Source organism: Senegalimassilia sp. (assembly GCF_977052095.1).
Window position 1 is genome coordinate 1 of the sequence record NZ_CDRSTZ010000037.1, and the last position, 20,313, is coordinate 20,313.

At 63.1% G+C, this 20,313-nt stretch carries 16 protein-coding genes and 1 riboswitch; of the genes, 14 read left to right on the forward strand and 2 right to left on the reverse strand.

Annotated features, from left to right (window positions below; all coding sequences use genetic code 11):
* Positions 1-130 precede the first annotated feature (130 nt).
* From ACWI6D_RS07055 to ACWI6D_RS07100, 10 genes are all read left to right on the forward strand, one after another.
* Entirely contained in the window at positions 131-838 is a 708-nt protein-coding gene (locus tag ACWI6D_RS07055) for a TorD/DmsD family molecular chaperone (protein ID WP_337368675.1), read from the forward strand.
* A gap of 9 nt (positions 839-847) precedes the next feature.
* Positions 848-1,465: a 4Fe-4S dicluster domain-containing protein gene (locus tag ACWI6D_RS07060; protein WP_449134172.1), complete on the forward strand. Its 618-nt coding sequence runs from the start codon at positions 848-850 to the stop codon at positions 1,463-1,465.
* Positions 1,466-2,359: a 4Fe-4S binding protein gene (locus ACWI6D_RS07065; protein WP_449134173.1), complete on the forward strand. Its 894-nt coding sequence runs from the start codon at positions 1,466-1,468 to the stop codon at positions 2,357-2,359.
* A 151-nt stretch (positions 2,360-2,510) separates the two neighbouring features.
* Complete coding sequence (locus ACWI6D_RS07070; RefSeq protein ID WP_449134174.1) at positions 2,511-4,265, forward strand: response regulator transcription factor; 1,755 nt, start codon at positions 2,511-2,513, stop codon at positions 4,263-4,265.
* 237 nt (positions 4,266-4,502) lie between these two features.
* Entirely contained in the window at positions 4,503-7,076 is a 2,574-nt protein-coding gene (locus ACWI6D_RS07075) for an ATP-dependent Clp protease ATP-binding subunit (protein ID WP_449134175.1), read from the forward strand.
* A gap of 138 nt (positions 7,077-7,214) precedes the next feature.
* The gene (ispD, locus tag ACWI6D_RS07080) at positions 7,215-8,060 is read left to right on the forward strand and encodes a 2-C-methyl-D-erythritol 4-phosphate cytidylyltransferase (protein WP_129424176.1); all 846 of its coding nucleotides are present in this window, start codon (positions 7,215-7,217) and stop codon (positions 8,058-8,060) included.
* A complete protein-coding gene (gene ispF / locus ACWI6D_RS07085) occupies positions 8,060-8,557 on the forward strand; it encodes a 2-C-methyl-D-erythritol 2,4-cyclodiphosphate synthase (RefSeq protein WP_288285579.1) in 498 nt (165 codons plus the stop codon). The genes ispD and ispF overlap by 1 nt, the downstream gene beginning before the upstream one ends.
* An 81-nt stretch (positions 8,558-8,638) precedes the next feature.
* Positions 8,639-10,141 carry a cysteine--tRNA ligase gene (cysS, locus tag ACWI6D_RS07090; RefSeq protein ID WP_449134176.1) on the forward strand — a complete coding sequence of 501 codons (1,503 nt, stop codon included), beginning with the start codon at positions 8,639-8,641 and terminating at the stop codon, positions 10,139-10,141.
* 164 nt (positions 10,142-10,305) lie between these two features.
* On the forward strand, positions 10,306-11,568 hold the full coding sequence (locus ACWI6D_RS07095) for a peptidase U32 family protein (protein ID WP_449134177.1): 1,263 nt from the start codon (positions 10,306-10,308) through the stop codon (positions 11,566-11,568).
* Positions 11,565-12,776, forward strand: coding sequence for an MFS transporter (locus tag ACWI6D_RS07100; RefSeq protein WP_449134178.1), 1,212 nt, complete (start codon positions 11,565-11,567; stop codon positions 12,774-12,776). The genes ACWI6D_RS07095 and ACWI6D_RS07100 overlap by 4 nt, the downstream gene beginning before the upstream one ends.
* A 7-nt stretch (positions 12,777-12,783) precedes the next feature.
* On the opposite strand, the gene ACWI6D_RS07105 is transcribed toward ACWI6D_RS07100, so the two are convergent.
* A complete protein-coding gene (locus tag ACWI6D_RS07105) occupies positions 12,784-14,160 on the reverse strand; it encodes an MATE family efflux transporter (protein ID WP_303252032.1) in 1,377 nt (458 codons plus the stop codon).
* Positions 14,161-14,748: 588 nt separating this feature from the next.
* Positions 14,749-14,862: riboswitch (TPP riboswitch) on the forward strand.
* Positions 14,863-14,917: 55 nt separating this feature from the next.
* On the opposite strand from ACWI6D_RS07105, the gene thiM reads away from it, so the two are divergent.
* Genes thiM through ACWI6D_RS07120 form a run of 3 tightly spaced genes read left to right on the forward strand, consistent with a single transcriptional unit; the run spans position 14,918 to position 16,826 of the window.
* On the forward strand, positions 14,918-15,757 hold the full coding sequence (thiM, locus tag ACWI6D_RS07110; protein ID WP_449134179.1) for a hydroxyethylthiazole kinase: 840 nt from the start codon (positions 14,918-14,920) through the stop codon (positions 15,755-15,757).
* 5 nt (positions 15,758-15,762) lie between these two features.
* Positions 15,763-16,125, forward strand: coding sequence for a thiamine-binding protein (locus tag ACWI6D_RS07115; RefSeq protein WP_449134180.1), 363 nt, complete (start codon positions 15,763-15,765; stop codon positions 16,123-16,125).
* The gene (locus ACWI6D_RS07120) at positions 16,122-16,826 is read left to right on the forward strand and encodes a thiamine phosphate synthase (RefSeq protein WP_449134181.1); all 705 of its coding nucleotides are present in this window, start codon (positions 16,122-16,124) and stop codon (positions 16,824-16,826) included. The genes ACWI6D_RS07115 and ACWI6D_RS07120 overlap by 4 nt, the downstream gene beginning before the upstream one ends.
* Before the next feature lie 175 nt (positions 16,827-17,001).
* On the opposite strand, the gene ACWI6D_RS07125 is transcribed toward ACWI6D_RS07120, so the two are convergent.
* A complete protein-coding gene (locus ACWI6D_RS07125) occupies positions 17,002-18,291 on the reverse strand; it encodes an aminotransferase class I/II-fold pyridoxal phosphate-dependent enzyme (protein ID WP_449134182.1) in 1,290 nt (429 codons plus the stop codon).
* 210 nt (positions 18,292-18,501) lie between these two features.
* Between ACWI6D_RS07125 and ACWI6D_RS07130 the strand changes: the two genes are divergently transcribed.
* On the forward strand, positions 18,502-20,094 hold the full coding sequence (locus ACWI6D_RS07130; RefSeq protein WP_302938028.1) for a sodium/proline symporter: 1,593 nt from the start codon (positions 18,502-18,504) through the stop codon (positions 20,092-20,094).
* The last annotated feature ends 219 nt before the right edge of the window (positions 20,095-20,313 follow it).

The window sequence follows — 20,313 nt, forward strand, 5'->3', positions numbered from 1 at the left end:
TGCGCAAGCTGAGCGGGGCAGGGCGCAGACCCTGTTCCGCTTGGGCGGGGCGCTACGTGCAGACGCGATGCGCGCAGCGCCCCGCCCAAGCGGACGAGACGCTATAGAGATACGAAAAGGGGGAAATCCGATGTCCGAGAAAGACGACCGTACCACCACCGAGGAAATGCTTGAGTTTCTTGACGCGAACACCGAGACGTTCACGTTTTTGTCTCAGGTGTTCTTTAAAGAGCTGACCGAAGAGGCTATCGAGACGTTGGCGGCCGAAGCTTGGCCGGAGCACACGGGCAACGCGGCGCTTGACCGCGGCTACAACCTGCTGCGCCGCTACTTCAAGTTCAGCGCCGGCGACCGTCGCAGCCAGCTTGCGGTGGAGTACGCGCGCATCTTCTTGGCTGCGGGCGTCTACACGCAGGAAAAGCGCTCCGCCGTGCCCTACGAGTCGGTGTTCACGTCGATCGAGCACGTGGTCATGGGCGATTCGCGTGACGATGTGATCAACTGGTTCATCCAGGATGGCTTCAAGGTCAACCCCGACCTGCACGAGCCGGAAGACCACATCTCCTTCGAGCTTGAGTACCTGGCGCACATGAACGCCAAGGCCGCCGCGCTCGTGCGCGCCGGCAACAACATGGACGCCATCAAAAATGTGAAGCGTCAGCGCAAGTTCATCGAGAAGCACCTGCTCAACTGGGTGGGCCAGCTGCACGATGTGGCGCAAGATTACGCGAAGACCACGTTCTACACCGGCATGCTGCTCGTGTGCCAAGGCGCGCTTGAGCAGGCAAGCGAGGCGCTTACCACCGTGTCCGAAGAGCTCCCGCTTTTGGCGGCATAAGGTGTTGCCATGGAAAAGATCAACCCAAGCCGCCGAACGTTCGTGTTCGGCGCGGCGGCGCTTGCCGTGGGCGTTGCAGCAGGCGCCGGTGCGCGGCCCTTCTGCACTTCGTTCGACACGCTGCGCCCGCCGGGCTCGCTTTCCGAAGGCGAATTCGAGGCGCGCTGCATCCGCTGCGATCGCTGCATCAGCGTTTGCCCGACCGATGTGCTCTATCCGCTTGGCATAGAGTCTGGCCTGGCCGTGCGCACGCCGGCGCTCGATTTCCGCGCGGGCAGCTGCACGTTTTGCGACCTGTGCCGCCAGGTGTGCCCTACCGAGGCCATCGGGCACGCGGACCCGTATGCACCTGCCGCGGGCCGCATCGGCGGTGCGCAGGTGCTGCCCGATCGCTGCCTGGCGTATATCACGCCCGGCTCGTGCGGCATCTGCGTGGAGGCGTGCCCCTATGGCGCGCTGACGTTCGACGAAGACCGTCGGCCGCAGGTGGACGATGCGAAATGCAACGGCTGCGGCGAGTGCGTGCGCATCTGCCCGGCCAACGTCAACACGTCGTTTACCGGCGGGGACGAGCGCGGCATTCGCGTGGCAACGGAAAAGCAGCTGGCAGGCGGGGGTGTGGCGTAAATGGATAGCGAATCGAATCGCGGCGCGCAAGGGCGCGGCCGCGTCCAGGGCAAGCGCATGGTGTTCGCGCGCCGTTTCACGCTGGCGGCCGTGCTCGTGGCCGTGCTGGCTTCGCTGGCTTTCGACTGCGGCATCGGCACGCCGTCGTCGTTCGGCATCGGGCAGTTCAACCTGCTGTGCCCGCTCGGCGGCCTTGAGGCCATGTTGGCGTCGAAGGCGTTCATCCCGGTGGCGGCCATCTCGGCCGGCGTGCTGCTGCTGTTCGCTCTTGTGTTCGGGCGCGCGTGGTGTGCGTGGGGCTGTCCGGCTCCGGTCATCAGGCGCTTCTTCAAGCGTGACCCTAAGCCGGCGAAGCCGGGCGCGTGCGCGTCAAGCTGCGCTGCCTGCTCTGGCGCGAAAGCGGCGCTTGACGTGAAGGCCAGCCTGGCGTTTCTTGCGCGCGACAAGCGCACGTGGACGCTTGCGGCCGTGCTCGTGTGCGCCATCGTGGCCGGTCTGCCGCTGTTCTGCCTTGTGTGCCCCATCGGGCTTACGTTCGGCACGGTGGGGTCTCTGTGGCATCTGATCGTGGACAAGCAGATGACCGCCTCGGTGGTCGTGTTTCCCGCGGCGCTTGCGGTGGAACTGGTGCTGTACCGCAAATGGTGCATGAACCTGTGTCCCGTCGCCGGTCTGCTGGGCATTTTCGGCCAGTTCGCGGCGAAGTTCCGCCCGCGCATCAACGCCGATACGTGCCTGCGCACCTCGAAGGGCTCGGCATGCGACGTGTGCGCCGTGGCGTGCGCCGAGCACATCGACCTGCACGCCGCTGATGTGCAGCAGCAGCTGGGCATGTGCACGCGCTGCGGCGAGTGCGCCAAGCGCTGTCCCACGGCGTCCATCACATTCGAATAACCAGGGGAATCGAAGGCGTCCAAGGGCATGCGGCCCAGGCGCCTTCGCCTGCTTTTATGCGATGCGTGTGGTAGTATTTACCGTGCGCATAAAGAATATTTGCTTTGGAAACAAAGCCTTCATCAGGGGAAATACAGGGGGGACGTTGTAAATGGGGCAACGTGATGCCAAACGTGCGGCTGCCGCGGGCGAGCACACGCCAACGCCTATTGCCGAGCAGTGGGCGTATCTGCGGTTCTTGGGCTTCGGCGCGTGGTGGGCTTGGATCTGGCTGTGCTACAACTCCACCGAAATCATGCGCATGTTTCCTGCGGGCGTGCAAACCTCTTCGGTGCTGCAGATGTACCTGTTCTCCACGGCGGGCATCGCGGGCAGCATGTTCGTCGCCGCGTGTGCGTGGAAGACGTTGACGCGGCTTATCGACCGCCGCGCGTTCGTCGTGGGGGTGTCCGCGCTTGCGTCGCTGTTCACGTTGCTGCTCGGCTTTTCCGTGATCATGGGCGCGGGCCCGTTCTTCATCAGCGCCGCGCTGCTCACGGGCGTGGGCACGTCGGTGCTGTGCCTGAAGGCGGGCCGCATCTACGGCTCCATTTCGCTGGGCGACTCGCTTACCGCCGGCGGCATCTCGCTTCTGTTCGCGGCGTTTCTGTACTTCGTGGGCGTGGGCATCCCGCCCGAGCTGCGCCTGTTCTTCATTGCCGCGCTGCCGCTGATATCGGCGTTGCTGCTGACTATGGGAAATCCCGATCCGTTCCAGGCGGCCGACGATAATGCGGGCGAAAGCGTTGCGCGCGGCTCGTTCGAGTGGCGCGCGTACCGCAAGCTCGTGGCGGCCGCGGCCATCGTAGCGTTCACGGCGGGCGTGGGCAAGGGCATCGCGTCCATGATCGGCAACGTGGACCTGTTCGCGCGCAGCGGCACCATCACCGTGTTCTGCGTCGGGCTTATTGCCGTGGCCATCGTGGCGGTGGTCAACCGCGGCGACGCGGTGCGCGGGGCCCGCAGCGTGTATTCGGGGCTTATCGTGCTCGGCATCGCCATGATGCTGGCCACGTGCTTCGGCTTCGACATCTCGTTTTTGTCCATCGGCAAGGAATGCCTGTGGATGGTGTTCTCGTGCTTCATGGCCTACCTGGCGTTTCGCTACGATTTCTCAGCCGTGCGCGTGTTCGGCATCGGGCAGGGCGCGTATTTCACGGCGTCGTTGGTCGGCTGGGCCACGGGCGCCGCGCTGCAGCCGTATTACCAGGACGGCGTCGTGCGCATGGGAGTGGGCATGGTGCTGGCGTTTCTGGTGGTGCTGGTGCTGGTGTACGTGTTCCCGGAAAACGACCTGAAGCGCATCATGGCGCGCTCGGTTGACAGCGAGGCCGAGGCTGCGCGCGTACGCCTTGCGGCTGCCGCGGCGCCGGCGTGTCCGGCGGGCGCCTGCGCAACGTGCCCGGCCAACGGCGTGCCCGCATCGCTTGGTGCGCCCGCGCCCGGTGAAGGCGCAGCTTTGGCGGGGCAGGCGGCAGATGGCGAAGGGGATGCCGGTGCCGCTGCTGCCCCGCAAGCGTCTGCTGCCCCGCAATCGCCGGCCGTCGCGCCTGCGGCGCAGCAGCCGCCATTCGCTCAGCCGGTCGCGAACATGTTCGGTGCGGCAGGCGCTTGCGATCCCGCCGAGCCCGTGCCGGCCGCCGTGCCCGGCAACCCCGCCGACCCCGTCTACGGCCTGTCGACGCGCGAGCTTGAGATTCTCGACCTGTTCGCGCAGGGCCGCAGCGCCAACTGGATCGCCGAGCACCTCACCATCTCGAAGAACACCGTGCGCACGCACCTGCGCGCCATCTACTCGAAGCTCGACGTCCATTCGCGCCAAGAGCTGCTCGACTTTTTGGCCGGCAAGCGCAGCGAAGGCGAATAACCCCAGCAGCTTTGCGGCGCAACCTTGCGGCATGTGCCCGCGCCGGCCTCGGCGGCGCCCGTTGCGAAGCATCTCGCTCATATATGTAAAGAAGGCGGAAGCCTTGGGCGCACGCCGCGCGCGCCCAAGGCTTTCCATATTATGTGTAACGTAACGGCAACGTGTTAGCAGTCGCTTGACGAGAGTGCTAACATAACCAACTGAGACCATAACATTTGCCGCGAGAATCGAGGCTTCATGTCATTTGAGAAGTTCACGGACAAGGCGCGAAAGGTACTCGTCTTAGCCCAAGACGAAGCTCGCGCCCTCCATCAGCCCTATGTGGGCACCGAGCATATCCTGCTCGGCCTTATCCAGGAAAAGGACGGCCTGGCCGTTCAGGCGCTTGAGCGCCTGAACGTCAGCTACGACGCTGTGGTGCAGGGCATCCGCCAGGTGGTGTCCATCGACGAGGACACCGACGTCACGGGCCACCTGTCGTTCACGCCCCGCGTGAAGCGCGTGCTGGAAAACAGCCTGCGCGAAGCCATGCAGATGGGCCAAAGCTACATCTCCACCGAGCATTTGCTGCTCGGCATCGTGCGCGAGGGCGAGGGCACGGCGCTTGACGTGCTGTCGCGCCTGGGCGTCAAGGGCGACGACATCCGCACTGCGCTCAACGACCTGGTGGGTCAAAGCCCGGTGTACGCGGGCCGCAACCCCTTCGAGGCTGCGGGCAACGTGCCCGACAGCGCGCTGAAGGAATTTGGCACCGATCTTACGCAGAAAGCGCGCGACGACAAGCTCGACCCGGTCATCGGCCGCGCGGGCGAAATCGAGCGCGTCATGCAAATCCTCTCGCGCCGCCAGAAGAACAACCCGCTGCTCATCGGCGAGCCGGGCGTGGGCAAAACGGCCGTGGCCGAAGGCCTCGCACAGCTCATCGTGTCGAACCAGGTGCCCGACATCCTGCGCGGCAAGCGCCTGTTCACGCTTGACGTGTCGGCGCTGGTGGCTGGCAGCAAGTATCGCGGCGAGTTCGAGGATCGCCTGAAGAAGTGCATCAAAGAAGTGAAGGACGCCGGCGACATCATCCTGTTCATCGACGAGATGCACACGCTCATCGGCGCAGGTTCCGCCGAGGGCTCCATCGACGCCGCCGCCATCTTGAAGCCGCCGCTATCGCGCGGGGAAATCCAGGTCATCGGCGCCACCACCATCGACGAATACCGCAAACACCTGGAAAAGGACAGCGCCCTTGAGCGCCGTTTCCAGCCCGTCACGGTGGGCGAGCCCAGCGAAGAGCAGGCCATGCGCATCATGGAAGGCCTGCGCGACCGCTATGAGGCGCATCACCAGGTGCACTTCACCGACGAGGCGCTGCGAGCGGCCGTCACGCTGTCCGACCGCTACATCCAGGATCGCTTCCTGCCCGACAAGGCCATCGACGTCATGGACGAGGCCGGCGCGCGCATGCGCATCCGCAATATGACGCTGCCCAAGGAACTGTGCGAGATGGACGACAAGCTGCGTCAGCTGCGTGCAGACAAGGACAGCGCTATCGCCTCGCAGGATTTCGAACGCGCCGCAAAGCTGCGCGACGAGGAATCCGCCATGAAAGAGCAGCGCGAGCAGGCCGAGAAGAAATGGGAAGAGGACTCCCAGAAGTCGGTGCACCAGGTAACCGTGCAGGACATCGCCGACGTGGTGTCCATGACCACGGGCGTGCCGGTGTCCAACCTCACGGAAGCCGAAACGGACAAGCTTCTGCGCATGGAAGGCGTGCTGCACGAACGCGTCATCGGCCAGGAAGAGGCCGTCACCGCGCTGTCGAAAGCCATTCGCCGCAGCCGCGCCGGCCTGAAAGACCCGAAGCGCCCCGCCGGCAGCTTCATCTTCCTGGGCCCGTCGGGCGTGGGCAAAACCGAGCTGTCCAAGGCGCTTGCCGAATTCCTGTTCAGCAGCGAAGACGCGCTTATCAGCTTCGATATGTCCGAATACATGGAGAAGCACTCCGTCAGCCGTCTGGTGGGCTCGCCTCCGGGCTACGTGGGCTTCGACGAGGGCGGCCAGCTTACGAAGGCCGTGCGTCAGCGTCCGTACTCGGTGGTGCTGTTCGATGAAATCGAGAAGGCGCACCCCGATGTGTTCAACATCCTGCTGCAAATCCTCGAGGAAGGTCGCCTGACCGACTCACAGGGCCGCACGGTCGACTTCCGCAACACCGTCATCATCATGACGTCGAACGTCGGCGCGCGCGAAATCGCTGCGCCCACCACGCTCGGCTTCAGCTCCGACGGCAAGGCCGGCCTTTCGGACAAGGAAATCAAGTCGCGCGTTATGGGCGAGGTAAAGAAGCTGTTCAGGCCTGAATTCCTCAACCGTATCGACGAGATCATCGTGTTCAAGTCCTTGACGCAGGATCAGATCGTCGAAATCGCGAAGCTTATGGTGGCCGACCTGCGCGAGCGTTTGATCGCCATGAACATGACCATCAACCTTACCGATGCCGCGTACAAGCTCATCGCCAAGGAAGGCACCGACGCCACGTACGGCGCCCGTCCGCTGCGCCGTGCTATCCAGCGCTTCCTGGAAGACCCGCTGTCCGAAGAGCTGCTTGAAGGCAAGTGGGCGTCGGGCTCGGTCATCGAAGCCGACGTTGCCGATGACGGCGAGAACCTTGCGTTCACGGCCGGCACGGGGTCTATCCCCGCGCCGCGCAAACACGACACCATCGCGCGCGATGCCGAGCTTTTGCTCACGAATTTCGATCTGGGGCATGCCGGCGTTTCAACGGGCGGCGGTACCGCATCGGGTGGCGCTGCAGACTAGCGGCCGCGCCGGCAAGCAGGTTGTGTCGGCTTCGCCCTGCCTGCGATTTGGCGGCGCTGCGCTGTCATAATGCTTTAGAATGAAAGGCGGTCCCTTCGCGGGGCCGCCTCGTTTGTTTTTCGACGGAAAGAGGGAAGCATGCCGAAGACCGTTGACCCGGTGTTCTCGTCGTCGGTGCTTGCCGCGGCCGATCTGGCCACGGCGCTTGACATCGACGCGCTCACGCAATCCATGGCCGGCCTTGAGGGCAAGGTCGACAAGAACCCGAAAACCGCGGCCGTCATCTTGGCGGGCGGCACGGGCGAGCGCTTCGGCAAGGAGGGCGGCAAGCAGCTCGTGGAAATTGCGGGCAAGCCCATTCTCACCTGGTCAGCCGAGGCGTTCGACGCGGTGGGCGACATCGGACTCATCGTTATCGTCTGCCCGGCCGATCGCAAAGACGAGTATCTCAAGAAGGCTATCGACCCCTTCCCGTTCGTCACGCCCGTGGTGGTGGCGCCCGCCGGCTCCACGCGTCAGGAATCGGCGTTTTCCGGGCTTGAACTGGTGCCGGACGATTACGAGTACGTCGTCATGCACGATGGCGCCCGCCCGCTTATCTCGCCCGAGCTCATTGCGCACACCATCGCCACGCTGCAGGGCAACATCGATGCCGACGGCGCCGTGGTGGCGCATCCGGCCATCGACACGCTCAAGGTCGTGGAAAACGGCGTCATCGTCGGCACGCCTGACCGCAGCGTGTTCTGGAACGCGCAAACGCCGCAGGTGTTCCGCGCCGGCATCTACCGCCGCGCCCACGCCTCGGCGCTGTCCGACGGATTTGTCGGCACCGACGACAGCTCGCTCATCGAGCGTCTTGGCGGTCGCGTGCTGGTGGTGGAAGGCAAACGCGACAACATCAAGCTTACCGTGCCGGAAGACTACCTTATGCTCGTTGCTGCCGTGCGCGAGCGCTACCTCAAACAGAAAGGCGAGCAGGAATAATGGCGCCCGATTTCCGCGCCCTGCGCATCGGCCAGGGCTATGACGTGCACAAGCTGGTCGAAGGCCGCAAGCTCATCATCGGCGGCGTGGACATCCCGCACACGCTGGGCTTGCTTGGCCACTCCGATGCCGACGTGCTGGCCCACGCGGTTGCCGACGCCTTGCTCGGCGCCATCCGCGGCGGCGACATCGGCAAGCTGTTTCCCGACACCGACCCCGAATGGGAAGGCGCCGACTCCATGAAGCTTTTGGCCGCCGTTGCCGCGAAAGTGCGCAGCGAAGGCTTCGAGATCATCGACGTCGACAGCGTTATCGCAGCTCAGGCGCCCAAGATGGCGCCTCATCGCCAGCAAATGCGCGCGAACTTGGCGGCAGCCATGGGCATCGCGGTCGAAAACGTCGGCGTGAAGGCCACCACCACGGAGCGCTTGGGCTTCGAGGGCCGCGAAGAGGGTATCTCGGCCACAGCCGTTGCCCTGCTTGCGCGATGTAGCTAGCGCACGCGTCTGCCCGCGCGTCCAACCATAACGTCACGTACCCATTGCCATCAGGCGGTTTGCACTAGAACAGGAAACATCATGCTCAAGATCTACGACACCAAACTGCGCGAGAAGGTTCCCTTCGAAACGCTCAAGCACGGCGAAATAAGCATGTACGTGTGCGGCCCCACCGTGTACAACTACATCCACATCGGCAACGCTCGCACGTTCGTCAGCTTCGACATCATCCGCCGCTACCTTTCGTGGCGCGGCTTCAAGGTGAAGTTCGTGTCGAACATCACCGACGTAGACGACAAAATCATCAAGAAAGCCAACGAGGAAGGCCGCACCGCCGCTGAGGTGGCTGCCGAGTATTCGCAGGCGTTCCTTGATGACATGCACGCGCTCAACGTCGAAGACCCCGATGTGCGTCCGCGCGCCACCGAGGAAATCCCCGACATGATCCAGCTCATCCAAGAGCTCATCGACGGCGGGCATGCTTACGAGGTCGAAGGCGACGTGTACTTCAGCGTGCGCAGCTACCCCGACTACGGCGCGCTGTCCGGCCGCAACATCGACGAGATGGAAGGCGGCCATCGCGAGCTGCGCGCCGACGGCCAAGGCCTTGAGGACCGCAAGCGCGACCCGCTCGACTTCGCCTTGTGGAAGGCCGCCAAGCCGGGCGAGCCTTCGTGGGAAAGCCCGTGGGGCCAGGGCCGCCCGGGCTGGCACATCGAGTGCTCGGCCATGTCGCGCAAGTACCTGGGCCTGCCGTTCGACATTCACGGCGGTGGCGCCGACCTGGTGTTCCCGCATCACGAGAACGAGCGCGCGCAGTCCGAGGCCGCGTGCGGCTGCACGTTCGCCAACCACTGGATGCACGGCGGCATGCTGCAGATTAACCACGAGAAAATGAGCAAGTCGCTCGGCAACTTCCTGCTGCTGCGCGACATCCTGAAAACCACGTCGCCGAACGTGCTGCGCTTCCTTATGCTGCAAACGCACTACCGCAGCCCGCTTGACTTCTCGAAGGAGCGCCTCGACGAGGCCGAATCCGCGCTGTCGCGTATCGAGAATTGCGTGCGCAACATGGATTGGCAGATGCAAAACGCCCAGGACATCCCCAGTCCGCTTGATACCCAGGCCGTCATGAAGAACTCGAAGCGCGCTCGCGTGGATTTCGTGCTGGCAATGGACGACGACTTCAATGCCCCGCGTGCGCTTGGCGTTGTGTTCGACCTGGTCAGCTATGTGAATTCCGAAATCGCCGACAAAACGCTCAGCCCGTCTGACGTGCCGGCCGTGCGCGACATTCGCGAAACCATCACCACGCTTATGCGCGTGTTCGGCGTAGAGGTTGCCCCGCAGGATTACGAAGAGGCCGAAACGTACCCTGCTGAGGTTGTTGACCTGGCAAAACAGGTTGCCGGTTACGAAGGCGCCGATGCGCACGAGGCCGTTGACGCGCTGCTTGAGGCGCGCGCGACCGCCCGCAAGGAAAAGAACTGGGCCGTGGCCGACGCCGTGCGCGACGGTTTGACGGGCCTTGGCTTCACCATCGAGGACACGCCGCAGGGCGCGCGCGTCTCCTTCGAGGCGTAAAAGCCTGTTGCACCGAACTGCCCGATGAACGTGGAGCGTCGTTGCTCCTTGCGCTTGCGGAACATCGTGCGCGTGCCGCTTCGGCCCGCACGTCCATCCCGCTTGCCAAGGCGCGCGGCGCTCCGCGTTTGCCGTATCCATCGTTTCGTTTCGAAAGCTTTACCATGACTGATTTTTCCGCAACCGAATTGCTTGCTCCGGCAGGTGGGCGCAGCCAGCTTGAGGCGGCGGTGCGTTTCGGCGCCGATGCGGTGTACCTTGCCGCCGACAAGTTCGGCATGCGCCAGCGCGCCGAGAACTTCACGCTCGACGACATCCCCAGCGCGGTGGCGTTCGCCCACGGCGCGGGTGCGAAGGTGTACGTCACCGTGAACACGCTCATGAGCCAAGCCGACATCGCAGCGCTGCCTCCGTATCTGGAAGCGCTTGGCGCTTCGGGCGCCGACGCGCTCATCGTCAGCGACCTTGGGGCGTTTTCCCTGGCTCGCCGCTACGCGCCGCATATGGAGCTGCACGTCAGCACGCAGGCATCGGTCATGAACGCCGAAGCGGCCCGCACCTGGTACGACTTGGGCGCCTCGCGCGTGGTGGTTGCACGCGAAATGAGCATGGAAGACATCGCCGAGCTGCGTGCTCAAGCGCCGCGTGAACTTGAGATCGAGGCGTTCGTGCACGGCGCCATGTGCATGGCCTATTCGGGCCGCTGCATGCTTTCGGCGGCCATGACGGGCCGCTCGGGCAACAAGGGTTTCTGCGCGCAGCCGTGCCGTTGGAGCTATGTGCTGGTGGAGGAAAAGCGCCCCGGCGCGTACTATCCCATCGAGGAGGATGTTCGCGGCACGTACGTCATGAACGCGCACGACCTGTGCATGATCGAGCACCTCGACGACCTGGCGCGCGCCGGCGTGAACTCGTTCAAGATCGAAGGCCGTAACAAGCGCGCGTTTTACGTTGCCACGGTGGTGCACGCCTATCGCGCCGTCATGGACGGCGCCGGCCCCGCGTCGGTCATGTCCGATTTGCATGCCATTTCGCACCGCCCTTACGGAACGGGCTTCTTCTACGGCAAGCCAAGCCAGCGCCAGGAACGCGACGGCTACGACAAAGACTACCTGCATGCAGCCACGGTTACGGCGTGCCAGCAGGTGGGGGAGGGCGCCTGGCGCATTCAAACAACCTGCCACAACCGGTTCTGCGAAGGCGACGAGCTTGAGATTTTGACGCCGCGAAAGCCCATTGCGGCTGCGCGCGTGCAGGGGCTCACGTGGCTGGCAAAAAGCCAGGAAGGCGATGTGTATCCGCAGCCGGTGCCCGTGGCGAACCGCACTATGGAAACGTATGCGTTTGAAAGCCGCATTGCCATGCAGCCGGGCGATTTGCTGCGCATCCGTATTCAGCAGACGGCAGAGGAAGCGGTGCAGGCGTGAGCGCGGCCGCTACGGCGCCCGCGGGCGCGCAGCTGCCAAGCCGTGCCCGCGGCAACGCCATGATTTCGGTGCTCGCGCTCAGCTGCTTTGTGTTCGGCTGCGCCTACCAGTACATCCTTGGTGTTCCCGATCAGGTGGCTGAAATCGCCGGCATCGACTTATCGCAGGTCAGCCTTATGATGGGCGTGTATGGCGTGTGCAATGCCATCGGCACGCCGCTGTTGGTGATGGCGCTCACGCCGCGCGGGCCGAAAACGCTGCTGCTTGTCAGCCTTGCGCTTATGGCGGCGGGCATGGCCGTGTGCGCCGCCACGCCCTTCTATCCGATTATCCTTGCAGGTCGCGCCATCATGGGCGTGGGCAACGGATCGTTCGCGGCCACGGCCTATATCGCTGCCAGCCGCATCGCCGGCCCCGCGCGCAGCGCTTCGGCCATGTCGAACGTGGCGCTCGGGTTCAGCGCGTCGTTCGTGTTCGCGTTGCCGGCCGCACGCGTGCTGCGCGACGTCATCACGTGGCAGCAAGCGTATTGGGTGCTGGTAGCGGCGGCGGCCTTTGCGTTCATCGTTATCGCGCTGGCCGTGAAGATCCCCGATGTGCCCACGTCGTCGTCATCTTCGTCGCGGCGCGCAACCGATGTGCTGCGCGTGTTCAAGAACCCCTGCGTGGTGCTGCCGCTTGCCTGCACGGCGCTCATGTTCGTGGGCTACGCGTCCATGAACACCTACATCACGCCTTTTATGGAAGGCGTGCTGCCCGATCCCGCGTGGGTAAGCGGTGCGCTGTTCGCATTCGGCCTTATGAGCATGGTGGGGTCGAAGGCCAGCGGGTGGGCGGCCGACCGCTTCGGCTCGGCGCCGGCCGTCATCGGCTGCGTTGCGCTGCAGGCCGCAACGCTGGTGGCGCTTGGCGCCTCCACGGGCTCTTGGGCGGCCGCGTTGGTGGCGGCGTGTCTGTGGACGGGTATCTCCTGGGGTTTTCTGCCGGCGCAAAACTCGTTCATCATGTTGAACGCCGGCGACGACGCGGCGTTCGCCGTCAGCCTGTCGAATTCGTCGCTGCAGTTAGGAAGCGCGCTCGGCGCGTTCGTGGCCGGCGGATTCATCGCGTGCCTGCCGCTTTCGGCTATGCCGTTTCTATCTGCGGCGTTCACGCTTGTGGCCGTTGTTGCCGAGGTGGTCGCGCTGCGCCTGGCGCGCCGTCGTTAGCGCCTTCCTACGCCAGCTTCACGCCTTTGCGCGCGGCAACCTGCGCGTAGGCGCGCCTGCGCGCGAATACGTACAACCCCAGCATGGTCGCACCGGTAATTCCCCAGGTCACGGGGTAAATGTTCATAAGCGCATCAAAGGTGCCGAATGCGCCGAACAGCGCGAACACGTAGATGATGCGCAGCACGCACGAACCCACAACCACCACCACGGTTGGCAGCACGGACCACCCCATGCCGCGCAGCGCGCCGGCCGTCACTTCGTAACTTGCGGGCATGCACTCAAGAAGCTCCACGTGCCACAAGCGCACGAATCCGAACGCCACGGCGGTCGCATCAGTGGTAAAGGCGCCCAGCGCCAGGTTACCGGCGGCAACGAAAAGCACGCTCAGCACCACGGCGCACACCACGGCCGCGCCCATGCAGAAGCGGAACACCGTGTCGCAGCGCTTCAGCTTGCCGGCGGCGAAGTTCTGCCCGATAAACGTCACCGCGGCCTGTGAAAACGCGCTCACGAAGAAATAGGTGTAGTACTCGTAGTTCATCGCCGCCGCAGAACCTGCCGTAGCGGCCGTGCCGAATCCGTTGATGGCCGCCTGGATGGCAACGTTGGACAGCGAGAACACCACGCTTTGCAACCCGGACGGCACGCCGATGTACAAAATCGTCCGCAGCGTGTCGGCGTCTACGAACAGATGCTGCACGTCAAGCCGGAACGCCTCTTCCTCGTGCAATAGCATCCATACGATAATGACAGCCGCAGCGGCGTTGGAAACGTCGGTTGCCACGGCAATGCCCACGACGCCACCGTCAAACACCGTCACGGCAACCACGTTCAGCACGATGTTGAGCGCTACGGCCACGGCAAGCGCGTACAGCGGGCGGCGCGTATCGCCTTTCGCGCGCAGCACGGCCGATCCGAAGTTGTACACCAAGAAGAATACGATGCCCGCAAAATACGCTTGCAGGTACCCGGTTGCTTCCGCGCGCGCATCGGCGGGGATGTCGATGGCGTCAAGGATGGGCTCGGTCGCAAACACGCCCACCGCGGTCAGCGCCACCGAGCTGACCAGCGTCACGATGGCCGTCGTCTGCACCGCGCCGTGCACGCGGTCAAGCTCTTTGTGCCCGATGTGGATGGCAATGGCCACGTTCGCCCCGATGGAAAGCCCTACGAACAGGCCGATCAGCAGCGTGATGACCGGCGACACGCCGCCGATGGCGGCAAGCGCGGTCGAGCCGATAAACCGACCGGCCACAATGGCATCGGCCGAATTGAAAAGCTGCTGCAAGATGCTGCTTAAGGCCAGCGGAATGGCGAACAGGATGATTTTGCCGGGCAAAGGCCCATGCAGCATGTCGATGCTGTTTTTCTTCGTGCTCATGAATAGGTTCTTTCGTCGATGCGTGCGGCGCAGGGGGGGTTCTTTGGCTGCGCGCAAAATGATTGCTCAAAGGGTATACAACTTGGAGCCGCTCCAGCGCAACCGCTTCGGGGCCTATCTGCACATGCATTCCGTTTCGCCCGTATGCCCGCAGCCCATTCGCTTCGCCATCTTTCCCGTCCCATATGACAAGGGGCCCAGGTCCTTTGTCGGGTAGGCTTGTTCGCCATGGCCGTTATTCGGTAGGGCGCATCCTGCCGCTTTGCCTGCCTTCGCCTGGTCTTATGCTGCTCGTTTGCCCCGTCGATATTCCCATCCGGCCGAATTGCTGCCACCCGTATGACAAGGGGACAGGTCGTTTGTCATGCGGCTTCTCGCGCTTGCCGTGACCATTAACCGGCAGGAGCTCCCCTCGCTTCGGCGGCTCCTGTCAGGCTCCCAAGCTGCTCGATTGTCCGTTCTTCCCGCCAATGCAAGCTCCTGCTGCGTCATACGGCGCTTTTGGATCGGTTGCAGCCGAAGACATAGGCCGTTCGGGGAATTGTCTTCCCGCACAGCTCGGCCTTGGGTGTATCATGCCAACCAACAGATTCGATGCAGGGGTGCCCGGCGGCGTGTTCGCCGGCGCTGAGAGGGCTCACGCGCCTAACCCTTTGAACCTGTCCAGGTAACGCTGGCGTAGGGAGCATCTCTCGTGAGAAACGGGGGCGCAGCCGGAAGGCGGCAGCGCCCCCGTTGTCGTTGCGAAGGAGAGCACATGATCGAGCAGCCTCAGCTCAAGGAAAACATCGTCCAGGCGGCGCAAAACGTCCGCGCGAACAACCCCATGGCCGGATCCATCACGAACACCGTCACCATCGATTTCGTGGCGAATGCCCAGCTTGCCGCAGGCGGCTCGGCGGCCATGGTCTATCTGCCCGACGAAGGAGAAACGCTTGTCGCCGCAGGTGGCGCCGTGTATCTGAACATGGGCACGCTGTTTCCCGTGTACGAGGAAACCATCCCGCGCACGGCCGCCGCGGCCCAAGCGGCAGGAAAGCCCTGGGTGCTCGATCCGGTGGGCATCGGCATCGGCAGCCTGCGCACGAAGCTGCTTAGCCAGCTGAAGGAGTACAAGCCGGCCATCGTGCGCGGCAACGCCTCCGAGATCATCGCGCTGGCGGGCCTGTGGGATCTTTCCGGCAGCGCCGAGGACCTCTCGCGCGCTCGCGGCGTCGACACCACCGACACGGTGGAAGCCGCGCGCGATGCCGCGGTGGCGCTTGCACGCTTCACGGGCGGCGCCGTTGTCATTTCGGGCAAGTCAGACCTGGTCACCGATGGAAAATCGGTGGTCATCAGCCACGGTGGCAGCTCGCTTATGGGCAAGGTGACGGGCTTTGGCTGCTCGCAGGGCGGCGTGCTGGCCGTGTACGCCACGCAAACCGACCCGTTCACGGCTGCGGTCGCCGCGGTGAACCACTACAACTTCTCCGGCCGCGCGGCAGCAGCGAAGGCAGCGGCGCCGGCAAGCCTCAAAGTGGCGTTTCTCGACAGCCTCTACCTTGCCACGCCCGAGGACATCGCGAACAACTCCATGGAAATCCAGGAGGCGTAAAGCTCATGAACACGCTGGTAGCGGTGGCAATCGCCCCGTTCGGCGTCGGCGATGAGCTTGCGGACAACGTCGCCGAGGTGGTGCGCGTCATCCGCGAGTCGGGCCTGCCGAACAAAACGTACTCCATGTTCACGGAAATCGAAGGCGAATGGGACGAGGTCATGCGCGTCGTGCGCGATGCCACGTTCGTCCTTGCGGAAAAGGGCATCCGAACGGAAGTCGTCCTCAAGGCCGACATCCGTCCTGGCTTCAGCAACATGATGGAGAAAAAGGTCGAAAGCGTTGATGCGATTATCGGGAAATCGGCCGCCGCGCCCGCCCAACCCGCGCAAGCGCAAAACGACGCCCAGTGGAAGGAGCGCTCATGAGCATGCGTGATGTTCTCGATATCTCGGCTTACCTGGTGCTTGGCCCTGAAAACACGCTTGGCAGGCCCGTTGCCGACATTGCCGGCCAGGCCATCAGCGCGGGGTTCACGTGCGTGCAGGTGCGCTCGAAAGAATGTTCGGCGCGTGAGCTTATTGCATGCACGGCGGCCGTTGCGGATGAGATCGCACGGCTGGGCGCCACCGATTGCGTGGCGCTTCTGGTGGACGACCGCCTCGACGTGGTGTACGCCGCTCGCCAGCAAGGCGTGAAGGTCGATGGCGTGCACGTTGGCCAAACCGACATTCCCGTGGAAGCGTGCCGCAACCTGCTTGGTCCCGATGCCATCGTGGGCCTGTCGGCTCGTGCAGACGAGATGCTCGAATACGTAAAAACGGCTGACATGTCGCTGGTGGATTACCTGGGCGTGGGCCCGCTGCACGAAACGCCCACGAAGCGCGATTGCGGCCTTGCCTCCGATGGTACCATCATTACGAAAAGCCTCGATGACCTGCGCGATCTGCACATTGCCAGCCCGGTTCCTATCGTGGTGGGCGGGGGAGTGAAGGTGGCGGACATCCCGCTGGTGGCGCAAACCGGCGTCGATGGTTTCTTCGTCGTTTCGGCAGTCTGCGGCGCAGAAAACCCCCACGCCGCCGCAGCCGAACTCGTAAAAGCCTGGCAATCCGCCAAGAACAACTAGCGAATCGCCTCAAGTTCGCAAGGACATTACCCTTGCAACCAAAACGTAACGTCGAGCGAAAACTCGACCCAAACAAAAAGCGCGAAGCGCGTCACTAACATAAAAGCGGGCCCACACCAAAGGTGCAGGCCCGCTTCGCATTCAGCTACCAAACGCCGCTAAAGCGCGTCCGCCGTTATTCCCTCAGCAGCTTCTCGGTATACGCAAGCTTCACGCAGCACGTGAACACATCAAGCGCCGCCTCAAGCTCTTCAACGGGCGGCAGGCTCGGCGCAATGCGAATGTTGCTGTCGGCGGGGTCGTTCTTGTACGGCCACGTGGCTCCGGCGCCTGTCATGGTAACGCCCGCGTCCTTCGCCAGCGCAACGATGCGCTTCGCGCAGCCTGCCGGAGCGTCGAACGACACGAAATACCCGCCACGCGGCTTGCTCCACGAACAACCGCCAACCTCGGCCAACGCCTCGGTCAGCTTCGCGTCCACCAGCTCGAACTTCGGGCGCAAAATGGCCGCATGCTTGCTCATGTGCGCGGCCAGTCCCTTCGCATCGCGCAAAAAACGCACGTGGCGCAGCTGGTTGAGCTTGTCGTGGCCGATGACCTGCGGGTTCATACGCGCCTTCGCGTCTGCGATGTTCGCCGCGCTTGCCGCCATGGCCGAGATGCCCGCGCCCGGGAACGTCACCTTGCTCGTGGAGGCGAACTTTAAGCAGCGATCGGGGTTGCCAGCTTCATCGCACGCGGCGCGGATATCAAGCAGCTGGTCTTGCTGCTCGGGTGCATCGTAGAGGTGGTGGATGCCGTAGGCGTTATCCCAGAAAATGCGGAAATCCTCGGCCGCGCAAGGCATGGCCGCCAGGCGGCGCACCACCTCATCGGAATACGTCACGCCGCCGGGGTTGGAGTACTTCGGCACGCACCAGATGCCCTTCACCGACGCATCGTTGGCAACAAGGCGTTCCACCTCGTCCATGTCGGGCCCGTCAGCGGTCATGGTAACGGGGATCATCGTGATGCCGAACGCCTCGGTCACGCCGAAATGCCTATCGTAGCCGGGGCAGGGGCACAGCCACTTCACCTCATCAAGTTTGCTCCAAGGCGTGTGGCCCAGCGTGCCGAACGACCAGCAGCGCGCCATGGTGTCGTACATGATGTTCAAGCTTGAGCTGCCGAACACAATGACATGGTCGGCGTCGTCGTCAAGCATGCTCGCCATCAAACGCTTCGCCTCGGGAATACCGTCAAGCACGCCATAGTTGCGGCAATCGGTGCCGTCCTCGGCAAGGCAGTCCTCGTACGTGGTCACGCTTGCCAGCATCGGCATGCTCAGGTCAAGCTGCGCGCTTGAGGGCTTGCCGCGCGCCATATTCAACGCCAGCCCCTTCGCCTTGATGGCTTCGTATTCGCGCATAAGCTCGTCGCGTTTCGCCGCAAGCTCCTCTGTGGTCATATCCGCATATGCTGGCATTTGCATCCTTTCGCCGGTCGCAGTGCAAGAACAATAGAAATAGCCTATCTGATGAAAGCGAAGTCAAGTATAATCCCACAGTCAACGTAGAAATTTCGACCAGTTGCGAAATGCGTCCGTTTCCCGTATATTTCGGCTGCGAAAGGCGGTCGTTCGCCTTGCAACCGTTGAAACGGCGAATCTCGCAGCTTGAGGGGTAGATGGGGAATTATGGGTTCGAACGATTTGATGGTCATTTTGGCAATGGTCATTTACTTCGTCGTCGTTTTGGCGGTGGGGTTCTCGTATGCGAAGCGCTCCAATTCGTCCACGGACGAATACTTCATCGGCGGCCGCAAGGTCGGCCCGTGGTTCACGGCGCTTTCGGCCGAGGCGTCGGACATGTCCGGCTACCTATTAATGGGCATTCCCGGCCTTGCCTATTTCTATGGCGCGTCCGAGGCCATGTGGACGTGCATCGGCCTGGCCATCGGCACGTATCTCAACTGGCTGTTCGTGGCGAAACGCCTTCGCCAGTATTCCGAGCGAGTGCACGCCATCACCATCCCGTCATTTTTCAGCAACCGCTTCCACGACAAGAAGAACATTCTGTCGACGGTTGCGGCGCTCATCATCCTGCTGTTCTTCTGCGTGTACACCGGCAGCTGCTTCGTAACGTGCGGCAAGCTGTTCCACACGCTGTTCGGCATCGATTACGCGGCCATGATGGTGTTCGGCGCCGTGGTGGTGTTTGCCTACACGCTGGTGGGCGGCTATCTGTCCGTTGTGGCAACTGACTTCATCCAAGGCTGCCTTATGTTCTTCGCGCTTGCCGTGGTGCTTATCGGCTCTATCACCTCAATCGGCGGTGTTGACGTCACCGTGGCGTTTTTGCAGAACATTCCCGGCTTCCTCAACGGCGGCCAGCTCACCACGCCCATCATGGATGCGGAAACCGGCCTGCAAATGATTCAAGGCGACGAGCCGCTGTTTGGTGAACCCACCGAGTACGGCGTGCTGGCTATCATCTCCACGCTTGCCTGGGGCCTTGGCTACTTCGGCATGCCGCAGGTGCTTGTGCGCTTCCTGGGCATCCGCTCGGCCGAAGAGGTACGCCAATCGCGCATTATCGCCGTGGTGTGGGTGGTCATCTCCATGGTCTGCGCGTTGTGCATCGGCTTCATCGGCCGCGCTATGCTGCCCACCTATTTCGGCACGAATGCCGCCGCCGAGAATATCTTCATCGTCATTGCGCAGATGATTTTGCCGGCGTTTATGTGCGGCGTGGTGGTGTCGGGCATTCTGGCGGCGTCCATGTCGTCGGCCTCGTCGTACCTGCTTATCACCGGTTCGTCAGTTGCCGAGAATATCTTCCGCGGCGTCATCAAACGCGATGCCACTGACCGCCAGGTCATGATTGTCTCGCGCATCACGCTTGCCGTCGTCATGATCATAGGCATCCTCATCGCCATCGACGAGAACTCCGTTATCTTCCGCGTCGTGTCGTACGCGTGGGCAGGCTTAGGCGCCTCGTTCGGCCCGCTAATGCTGTGCAGCCTCTATTGGCGCCGCACGAACAAGCAGGGCGCGCTTGCGGGCATGCTCGGCGGTGCAATCACCGTCGTGGTGTGGCACAACTTCATCAAACCGCTTGGCGGCGTATTCGGCATCTACGAGCTGCTGCCGGCGTTCATCGTGTCGCTGCTATGCATCTTCATCGTATCGAAGCTTACGGCAGAGCCTTCAGCCGAGATTTACGAAGAGTTCGACCATTACAAGGAAGCGCGTATGGACGAGGACGTGAACCCCACGTCTGCCGCGTAATGTAAGCTGGGAAACCAATAGCAGGCTCTAGAAGCGGCCGGCATCTATAGGTGCCGGCCGCTTCGGCATGCACCAGGGGGGTTCCAATCGTGTAGGAAAAGCACGTAAAGCGAATCAACGTTATGTGCGAATCTACACGATTAAAAAAAGTTCAAAAAGGGTGTTGCCAGACCGCCATTCATACCGTAATATACTACCTCGCTTGCGGAGCTCACGAAG

Coding starts and splice junctions, on each gene's coding strand:
- ACWI6D_RS07060 (WP_449134172.1), top strand. CDS start 848: ATGGAAAAGATCAACCCAAGCCGCCGAACGTTCGTGTTCGGCGCGGCG.
- ACWI6D_RS07125 (WP_449134182.1), bottom strand. CDS start 18,291: ATGCCAGCATATGCGGATATGACCACAGAGGAGCTTGCGGCGAAACGC.
- ACWI6D_RS07055 (WP_337368675.1), top strand. CDS start 131: ATGTCCGAGAAAGACGACCGTACCACCACCGAGGAAATGCTTGAGTTT.
- ACWI6D_RS07075 (WP_449134175.1), top strand. CDS start 4,503: ATGTCATTTGAGAAGTTCACGGACAAGGCGCGAAAGGTACTCGTCTTA.
- cysS (WP_449134176.1), top strand. CDS start 8,639: ATGCTCAAGATCTACGACACCAAACTGCGCGAGAAGGTTCCCTTCGAA.
- ACWI6D_RS07130 (WP_302938028.1), top strand. CDS start 18,502: ATGGGTTCGAACGATTTGATGGTCATTTTGGCAATGGTCATTTACTTC.
- ispD (WP_129424176.1), top strand. CDS start 7,215: ATGCCGAAGACCGTTGACCCGGTGTTCTCGTCGTCGGTGCTTGCCGCG.
- ispF (WP_288285579.1), top strand. CDS start 8,060: ATGGCGCCCGATTTCCGCGCCCTGCGCATCGGCCAGGGCTATGACGTG.
- ACWI6D_RS07105 (WP_303252032.1), bottom strand. CDS start 14,160: ATGAGCACGAAGAAAAACAGCATCGACATGCTGCATGGGCCTTTGCCC.
- ACWI6D_RS07070 (WP_449134174.1), top strand. CDS start 2,511: ATGGGGCAACGTGATGCCAAACGTGCGGCTGCCGCGGGCGAGCACACG.
- ACWI6D_RS07120 (WP_449134181.1), top strand. CDS start 16,122: ATGAGCATGCGTGATGTTCTCGATATCTCGGCTTACCTGGTGCTTGGC.
- thiM (WP_449134179.1), top strand. CDS start 14,918: ATGATCGAGCAGCCTCAGCTCAAGGAAAACATCGTCCAGGCGGCGCAA.
- ACWI6D_RS07095 (WP_449134177.1), top strand. CDS start 10,306: ATGACTGATTTTTCCGCAACCGAATTGCTTGCTCCGGCAGGTGGGCGC.
- ACWI6D_RS07115 (WP_449134180.1), top strand. CDS start 15,763: ATGAACACGCTGGTAGCGGTGGCAATCGCCCCGTTCGGCGTCGGCGAT.
- ACWI6D_RS07065 (WP_449134173.1), top strand. CDS start 1,466: ATGGATAGCGAATCGAATCGCGGCGCGCAAGGGCGCGGCCGCGTCCAG.